Here is a 7,221-nt window from a genome sequence, read left to right as displayed (position 1 = left end):
AGGCGGGAAAGCGTGCCTTGACGCGGTACCACCGTCCGTAGCGACAATTCAGGCTTCGGGGTGGTGAGCACCGAAATCCGTGGCCCCCAACCGCACTGAGCAGCCCCCGATTTCCACGCTAGCGCAAGGCACCGACAATTCCGCACGCCGGAAGCAAGGCCGGGCCCCCGCTATCCACAGGGCCGGCCGGGGACGCCTCAGTTCTGGAGGGCGAAGGTGACGCCGGCGGCCTCGGGAGTGGCCGGGCGGGGGAGCCAGCGGTCCTCGCTCACCGGCAGCTCACCCTCGAGAGCCGCCAGCACCGCGTCCCGTGCCAGGGGGAGGACCGCCTCCACCGTCACGTCGCGCTGCAGCTCGTACGACAGGGATGTCACCCCCGCGTCGCGGATGCCGCACGGGACGATGTTGTCGAACGCCGCCAAGTCCGCGTTGCAGTTCAGCTCGAAGCCGTGCATCGTCACGCCTCGCTGGACGCGGATGCCGATCGCCGCGATCTTGCGCTCGATCCCGCGGTCGTCGGCCGGGATCCAGACGCCGCTGCGGCCTTCGACGCGGCCGGAGTGCACGCCCAGCTGGTCGCACACGTGGATCAGGGCCTCCTCCAGGCGCCGCACGTAGTGGACCACGTCGATCGGGTCCGCCAGCTTGACGATCGGGTAGCCGACCAGCTGGCCCGGGCCGTGCCAGGTGATCTTGCCGCCTCGGTCGACGTCGATCACCGGGGTGCCGTCCGTGGGGCGGTCGGCCTCCTCCGTGCGCTTGCCCGCCGTGTACACCGACGGGTGCTGCAGCAGGAGCATCGTGTCCGGCGCGGTGCCGTCCGCCCGGGCCGTCAGGAAGCTCCGCTGGAGCTCCCAGGCTTCGGTGTAGTCGATCGTGCCGAGCTCGCGGACGTCGACGGGCTCGGTGCTGGCGCGGCAGGTGCGGGAAGAACTCACCCGTCGAGGCTACGCCCGTCACCCGGGGGAAGCAGCCGCAAGGCGCACGCTGAGAGCAGCCCGACACCGGTCACCGCCAGCACTGCGCCGATCGTGTCCGTCACCCAGTGCACGCCCAGCACGACGCGGCACGTCGCCGACAGCACCACCGCCACCGCGACCGCCGCCGCCACGCGCCGGAGCAGCCTCGGCCACAGCCACGCGCACAGCAGGAGCAGCACGAACCCCGTGCTCGCCACCGACACCACGTGCCCGCTCGGGTAGCTCAGGTCCGGGTAGTCGCGCGGGCGCTCGCGCAGGAAGATCGGCTTGGCCGTCAGGCTGGTCAGCCGGCACAGCAGCAGCACGACGGCGAGCCGCACGCACAGGCCCGTGTGCTGCCGGCGCCGCAGCGCCAGCGCGAGCAGCGCCATCCCGAGCACGTACGGCAGCACCGGGCCGAGGATGTCGCTGCCGATCTCCGCCACCCGGCCGAGCGGCTGTGTGTAGACGCCGTGGAGGGCGTTCGCCACCTGCGAGTCGAGGGTCAGCGGGTGCCGCGCGACGCCGAGCCCGAGCGCCACGAACGCCGCCGTCAGCGCGAAACCGATGACGAGCCAGCGCTTGAGCGGGACGGTCATGCCGCGGCGAGCGCGCTGTCCAGGGTCCGGTGCCGGAACTCGTACCCCGACCGCTCCAGCGCCGCCGGGACGGCCCGCTGACCGAACAACGCCATCTCCTCGCCGGCCTGGCCGAGCACGGCCTTGAGCGCGATCCCGGGCACCCACCACGGCGCCGGCCGGTGCAGCGCGCGGCCGACGGCGCGGGTGAATTCGGCGTTGGTCACCGGCGCCGGGCCGGTCAGGTTCACCGGACCCGACACGTCGTGCGTCAGGACGTGGACGATCGCGCCCACCTCGTCTTCGAGGGCGATCCACGGCATGTACTGGCTGCCGTTGCCGAGCCGCCCGCCCAGACACAGGGCGAACAACGGGCGCAGCGTCCCGTAGAGGCCGCCCTTCGCCGACAGGACCAGCCCGGTCCGGATCTTCACGACCCGCGCGTCCCCGGCACCCGCCGTCGCGGCTTCCCACCCTTCGCACAGCTCGGCGAGGAAACCCCGGCCGCGCGGCGCGGATTCGTCCACTGTGGACGCCCCGGTGTCGCCGTAGTACCCGACGGCGGAGGCGTTGACGAGCACGCCGACCCCGTGTTCGGCAACGGCTTCGGCGAGCACCTCGGTCGGTTCGACCCGGCTGTCGGTGAGCTGCTGCTTGCGCATCGCGCTCCACCGGCCGGGGAACAGCCGCTGCCCACCCAGGTTCACGACGGCGTTAACCCCCTCGAAGGCGCCGCTCGCGATGGTCCCCGACGGCGGATCCCAGCGGAATTCGCCGTCACCGCGCGCCTCACGCCGCACCAGCCGGCGGACCTCGTGGCCCTCGCGCCGCAGGCGGTCGCCCAGCGCCGACCCGATCAAGCCGCTCGCTCCGGCGATCAGTACTCGCATGCTTCGATCGTTGCGCATTCGCTCCGCCCCCGCACGCCCAGGTCCCCCGCGCAAGGAGCCGCCGAAGATCCGGCCCGCGTGCGCGGCGCCGGGGAAGCCGGCGGGGGCGAGGTGCGGTGGAAGGCGTCCCCGGACATGGCGAAGGCCGCCACGGAGATTCCCGTGGCGGCCTTCGTCAGCAGTGACTTCAGAGACCGAGTTCGCTCTCGAAGTTGCCCTCTTCCAGGCGCTGCTTGATCGTCGTCAGGAAGCGGCCCGCGTCGGCCCCGTCCACCAGGCGGTGGTCGTAGGTCAGCGGCAGGTATGCCATCGAGCGGACGGCGATCGTGTCGTTGCCGTCGGCGTCCGCGATCACGACCGGGCGCTTGACGACCGCGCCGGTGCCGAGGATGCCCGACTGCGGCTGCACGATGATCGGCGTGTCGAACAGCGCGCCGACGCTGCCGATGTTCGTGATCGAGAAGGTGCCGCCCGACAGCTCGTCCGGCTTGATCTGGCCCGCCCGCGCGCGGCCCGCCAGGTCGGCGATCCGGTGCGCGAGACCGGCCAGGCTCAGCTCGCCCGCGTCGTGGATCACGACCGAGAGCAGGCCGCGCTCGGTGTCCACCGCGATGCCCAGGTGCACGGCGCCGTGGTAGGTGATCTCCTTCGTGTCCTCGTTGTAGGACGCGTTGACGTTCGGGTGCTGCTTGAGCGCCTCGACCGTGGCCTTCGCGAAGAACGGCAGGAACGTCAGGTTGACGCCCTCGCGCTCCTTGAAGCCCGCCTTCGCGCGCTGGCGCAGCTTGGCGATCTTCGTGACGTCGACCTCCTGGACCTGCGTGAGCTGCGCGGCGATCTGCAGCGACTCGCGGGTCTTGGTGGCCGTGATCTGGCGGATCCGGCTGGCCTTCTGGACCGTGCCGCGCAGCGCCGCCAGCTCCGGCGACACCGCGGCCGCGGGACGCGCGGCGGGCGCCGACGGGGCCGCGGCCGGAGCGGCGGCAGCGGCCGGAGCCGGGGCGGCGGCGGCCTTCTGCTTCTCCTCGGCCGCGGCCAGGACGTCCTGCTTGCGGATCCGGCCGCCGACGCCGCTGCCGGTCAGCGACGCGAGGTCGATGCCGTGCTCCGACGCGAGCTTGCGGACCAGCGGGGTGACGTACGGGCCGTCCGCCGAGCCGTCCTTCGCCGCGGCGGCCGGGGCCGACTGCGTGGCGGCCGAGGCCGGCGCGGCCTGCGGCTTCGGTTCCGGCTTGGGCTCGGGCTTCGGTTCCGGCTTCGACTCCTGGACCGGCTCGGGCTTGGGTTCCGGCTTCGGCTCGGGCTTGGGCTTGGGCTCCGGCTTCGGTTCCGGCTCGGCCTCGGCCTTCGGCGCCGCACCGGCGTCCCCGATCACGGCCAGGACGCCGCCGACCTCGACGGTCTCGTCCTCGCCCGCGCGGATCTCCAGCACCGTGCCGGCCACCGGCGACGGCACCTCGGTGTCGACCTTGTCGGTGGAGATCTCGAGCAGCGGCTCGTCGACCTCGACCGAGTCGCCGACCGCCTTCAGCCAGCGCGTGACGGTGCCCTCGGTGACGCTCTCGCCCAGCTCGGGCAGCTTCACCTCGGTGCCTTCGCCACCGGCGGCCGGTGCGGTGTCCGGCTTGCTCGGCGCTTCCTCGGAGGCCTGCGGCTCCTCCTGCTGCGGCTCGGGCTGCGAGGGCGCCTCTTCCTGCGCCGGGGCCGACGACCCGGACGACTCCGGCACGCCGCCGGTGCCGTCGTCGATGACGGCGAGCTCGCCGCCGACCTCGACGGTCTCGTCCTCCTGGGCGCTGATCTTCACGACCGTGCCCGCGACCGGGGAGGGCACCTCGGTGTCGACCTTGTCGGTCGAGATCTCGAGCAACGGCTCGTCGACCTCGACGGTGTCGCCCTCCTGCTTAAGCCACCGGGTGACGGTGCCTTCGGTGACGCTCTCCCCGAGCTCCGGCAATGTGACGGAGTAGGCCATCGTTCGCTGACTCCTCTTCCAAGTTCTGCGTGGTCTGGATTCTGCTGGTGGGACGTCAGCTGTGCACGTGCAGAGGCTTCCCCGCGAGGGCGAGGAACGCTTCACCGAGGGCCTCGGTCTGGGTGGGGTGCGCGTGGATCAGCGGGGCGACGTCCTCGGGGAACGCCTCCCAGCTGTAGATCAGCTGCGCTTCGCCGATCAGCTCGCCGACGCGGTCGCCGACCATGTGCACGCCGACGACCGGGCCGTCCGGGGCCTTGACCAGCTTGACCCCGCCGGAGGTCTTGAGGATCTGGCTCTTGCCGTTGCCGCCCAGGTCGTAGGTGAACGTCGTGACGTCCGAGCCGTACTTGTCCTTCGCCTGCGACTCGGTCAGCCCGACCGACGCGACCTCCGGGTGCGAGTAGGTGACCCGCGGGATGCCGCTCTCGTCGATCACGCGCGGGTTCTGCCCGGCGATCTCCTCGGCGACGAAGATGCCCTGCTGGAAGCCGCGGTGCGCGAGCTGCAGGCCGGGGACGATGTCGCCGACGGCGTAGACGTTCGGCAGGTTCGTGCGCAGCCGCTCGTCGGTGAGGACGAAGCCGCGCTCGATCTTGACGCCGGCCTCCTCGTAGCCGTGGCCCGCCGAGTTCGGCCCGCGGCCGACGGCGACCAGCAGCAGGTCGGCATCGATGGTCTCGCCGGACTCCAGCGAAACGCTCACGCCGTTGTCGTCCTGCTTCGCGCCGGTGAACTTCACGCCGGTCTTGAAGGTGATCTTGCGGCGGCGGAAGGCGCGCTCGAGCTGCTTGGACGCGAACTCGTCTTCGTTCGGGACCAGCCGCGGCAGGGCCTCGACGATGGTGACGTCGACGCCGAAGGAAGCCCAGACGCTGGCGAACTCGACGCCGATGACGCCGCCGCCGAGGACGACGACCTTCTTCGGGACGTAGTCGAGGGCCAGGGCCTGCTCGCTGGCGATGATGCGGCCGCCGAGCTCCAGGCCGGGCAGCGTGCGCGAGTACGAGCCGGTGGCGAGGATGACGTTCTTGCCGGTGTAGCGGGTGCCGTCCACCTCGACGGTCGTGCCGCCGACGAACGTGCCGCTGCCCTCGACGAGGTTCACCTTGTGCGCCTTGGCCAGGCCCTGCAGGCCCTTGTACAGGCGGGCGACGATGCCGTCCTTGTACTTGTTGACCCCGGCGATGTCGATGCCCTCGAAGGCGGCCTTGACGCCGACCGCTTCGGCTTCGCGGGTCTCGTCGGCGACCTCGGCGGCGTGCAGCAGGGCCTTGGTCGGGATGCAGCCCCGGTGGAGGCACGTCCCGCCCAGCTTGTCCTTCTCGATCAGCGTGACGGAAAGGCCCAGCTCGGCCGCGCGGAACGCCGCGGCGTAGCCGCCCGATCCGCCTCCCAGGATCACGAGGTCGGCGGAGGTGTCGGTCACTTCATTAACTCCTCGGCAAGCAGTGGGGTGATGCTCTGTCGTCGCGCCCGCGCCCGGTATAACCGCGCGCGCGACACCGCCATCTTGTCACTACGCCGGACGGGGCTGCGAGCTAGCCGGGTGTGCGACGCCGACCACACGCGGAGTCCGGGATAATGAGTGGCGTAGGTCTCTGAGGGAGAGGTGGTCGAGGTGGGGCTCTTCGACTCGCTGCGCAGGCGGGCCAAGGGTGGGCAACGGGCCGGTACGCTGCGGAAAGCCAGCTCCGAGGACACCCGCCACCTCGACGAGTGGGCGGCCACGAGGCGAGGTGTGGAGGCGTTCGTGGAGCCGAAGACCAACGTCACGGAGACCACTGTGGTGTTGATCGCCCATGACGGAGAGTGGACGCGGCGGCGGATCGGCAGCCTGGAGGCGGCGCAGCAGTTCGGCCACCGCCGGTCGATCCCGGTGTATGAGGTCGCCCGGGTGGGTTACCCGAAGCGGATGCGCGAGTACACCGAGCGGAAGAAGCGCGGCCAGGTCTAGAGGTCGATCCGGCCGACGACCTCGCCGTTGAAGGTCTGGCCGGTCGGCTTGAAGCCGAGCTTGAGGTAGAACTGCTCCGGGCCGCCCTCGGCCGGGATCCACAGCACGGTCGCGCTGGTGTTGCCCCGTCTTCGTGCTTCTTCGAGGACGGTCTCGACGGCGAACCGGCCGTAGCCGCGGCCCTGCACGCCCGCGCCGACGTTCAGCCGCCAGATCCCGCAGCGGAAGAAGTCCAACTCGGCGTCCGGGTTGAAGCCGCCCATCACGAACGCCGCCGGCTCGCCGTCGGCCAGGATCAGCCGCGGCCAGGCGACTTCCGGCTGCGTGTACGCCTCGGCGAGCGAGACGGCGACCGGGGCCACGAAGGCCTTCTGATGGGGTTCGACGGCCAGCTGGCACGCCGCGGCGACGTTCTCCGGGGTGATCTTCTCCGCGGTGAGGATGGTCACCGCGCCCAACCTAGCCTGCCTGGGCCAGCAGCGCGGCGTGGTTGACGAGCGCCGCGCGGAAGGACGCGTGGACCGTCGTGCCCAGGACCGGGTCGACTTCGACGACGTGCCCGGCCGAGAGAAGCAGCACCGCGGGGTCGGACAGGATCACGACGCCGTTCTCGGCCCGCAGGTCCGCCGTGCCGAGGAGGCGGGGGAAGACCACGTCGGCGGGCAGGCCGTCGCAGGTGCGAAGGAATTCGCGGTGGTCGGCGGGCAGCTCGGCGCCCAGCCGCAGCTCCGCCGAGCGGATCGCCGCGTCCGACGCCGGAGGTGGTGCCGTGCCGCCGCGCAGGCGCAAGATCTCCGCGATCAGTTCCGGCCAGGTGCCGGGCTCCGGTGGGTACCGCTCGTGCAGCGCCGCGACCAGCGCA

8 protein-coding genes are annotated in these 7,221 nt (G+C 71.7%); 1 reads left to right on the top strand and 7 read right to left on the bottom strand.

Features of this window, described 5'->3' with window-relative positions; translation table 11 throughout:
• Positions 1-197 precede the first annotated feature (197 nt).
• The 5 genes from lipB to lpdA all read right to left on the bottom strand — a co-directional run bounded on the left by lipB (position 198) and on the right by lpdA (position 5,831).
• Positions 198-938, bottom strand: a complete 741-nt coding sequence (gene lipB / locus ACWEVN_RS44895) for a lipoyl(octanoyl) transferase LipB (protein ID WP_452055349.1) — start codon at positions 936-938, stop codon at positions 198-200.
• Positions 935-1,558 (bottom strand): phosphatase PAP2 family protein, encoded by a 624-nt coding sequence (locus ACWEVN_RS44890; RefSeq protein ID WP_449687890.1) that lies wholly within the window; start codon positions 1,556-1,558, stop codon positions 935-937. Before ACWEVN_RS44890 ends, lipB begins: the two co-directional genes overlap by 4 nt.
• A complete protein-coding gene (locus ACWEVN_RS44885) occupies positions 1,555-2,427 on the bottom strand; it encodes a TIGR01777 family oxidoreductase (RefSeq protein ID WP_449687891.1) in 873 nt (290 codons plus the stop codon). Before ACWEVN_RS44885 ends, ACWEVN_RS44890 begins: the two co-directional genes overlap by 4 nt.
• A 187-nt stretch (positions 2,428-2,614) precedes the next feature.
• Positions 2,615-4,402, bottom strand: coding sequence for a 2-oxoglutarate dehydrogenase, E2 component, dihydrolipoamide succinyltransferase (gene sucB / locus ACWEVN_RS44880; RefSeq protein ID WP_452055348.1), 1,788 nt, complete (start codon positions 4,400-4,402; stop codon positions 2,615-2,617).
• A gap of 55 nt (positions 4,403-4,457) precedes the next feature.
• Positions 4,458-5,831: a dihydrolipoyl dehydrogenase gene (gene lpdA / locus ACWEVN_RS44875; protein WP_452055347.1), complete on the bottom strand. Its 1,374-nt coding sequence runs from the start codon at positions 5,829-5,831 to the stop codon at positions 4,458-4,460.
• Between the two features lie 183 nt (positions 5,832-6,014).
• On the opposite strand from lpdA, the gene ACWEVN_RS44870 reads away from it, so the two are divergent.
• A complete protein-coding gene (locus ACWEVN_RS44870; protein ID WP_003071911.1) occupies positions 6,015-6,359 on the top strand; it encodes a hypothetical protein in 345 nt (114 codons plus the stop codon).
• On the opposite strand, the gene ACWEVN_RS44865 is transcribed toward ACWEVN_RS44870, so the two are convergent.
• Together ACWEVN_RS44865 and ACWEVN_RS44860 are read right to left on the bottom strand one after the other, a co-directional pair.
• Positions 6,356-6,808, bottom strand: a complete 453-nt coding sequence (locus ACWEVN_RS44865) for a GNAT family N-acetyltransferase (RefSeq protein WP_449687894.1) — start codon at positions 6,806-6,808, stop codon at positions 6,356-6,358. The two genes, ACWEVN_RS44870 and ACWEVN_RS44865, sit on opposite strands and share 4 nt — an antisense overlap.
• Before the next feature lie 10 nt (positions 6,809-6,818).
• Positions 6,819-7,221, bottom strand: a 403-nt coding sequence (locus ACWEVN_RS44860; RefSeq protein ID WP_452055346.1) for an SMI1/KNR4 family protein, incomplete at its 5' end; no start/stop codon positions are given.

The sequence above is a fragment of the Amycolatopsis sp. NPDC003861 genome (assembly GCF_053605405.1).
Note: the sequence above shows the minus strand (reverse complement) of the source record. Positions and strands in the feature narration are given on the sequence as shown.

Bases quoted from the DNA above. Each gene is read 5' to 3' on its own strand.
- ACWEVN_RS44890 (WP_449687890.1), bottom strand. From the start codon at position 1,558: ATGACCGTCCCGCTCAAGCGCTGGCTCGTCATCGGTTTCGCGCTGACG.
- ACWEVN_RS44885 (WP_449687891.1), bottom strand. From the start codon at position 2,427: ATGCGAGTACTGATCGCCGGAGCGAGCGGCTTGATCGGGTCGGCGCTG.
- sucB (WP_452055348.1), bottom strand. From the start codon at position 4,402: ATGGCCTACTCCGTCACATTGCCGGAGCTCGGGGAGAGCGTCACCGAA.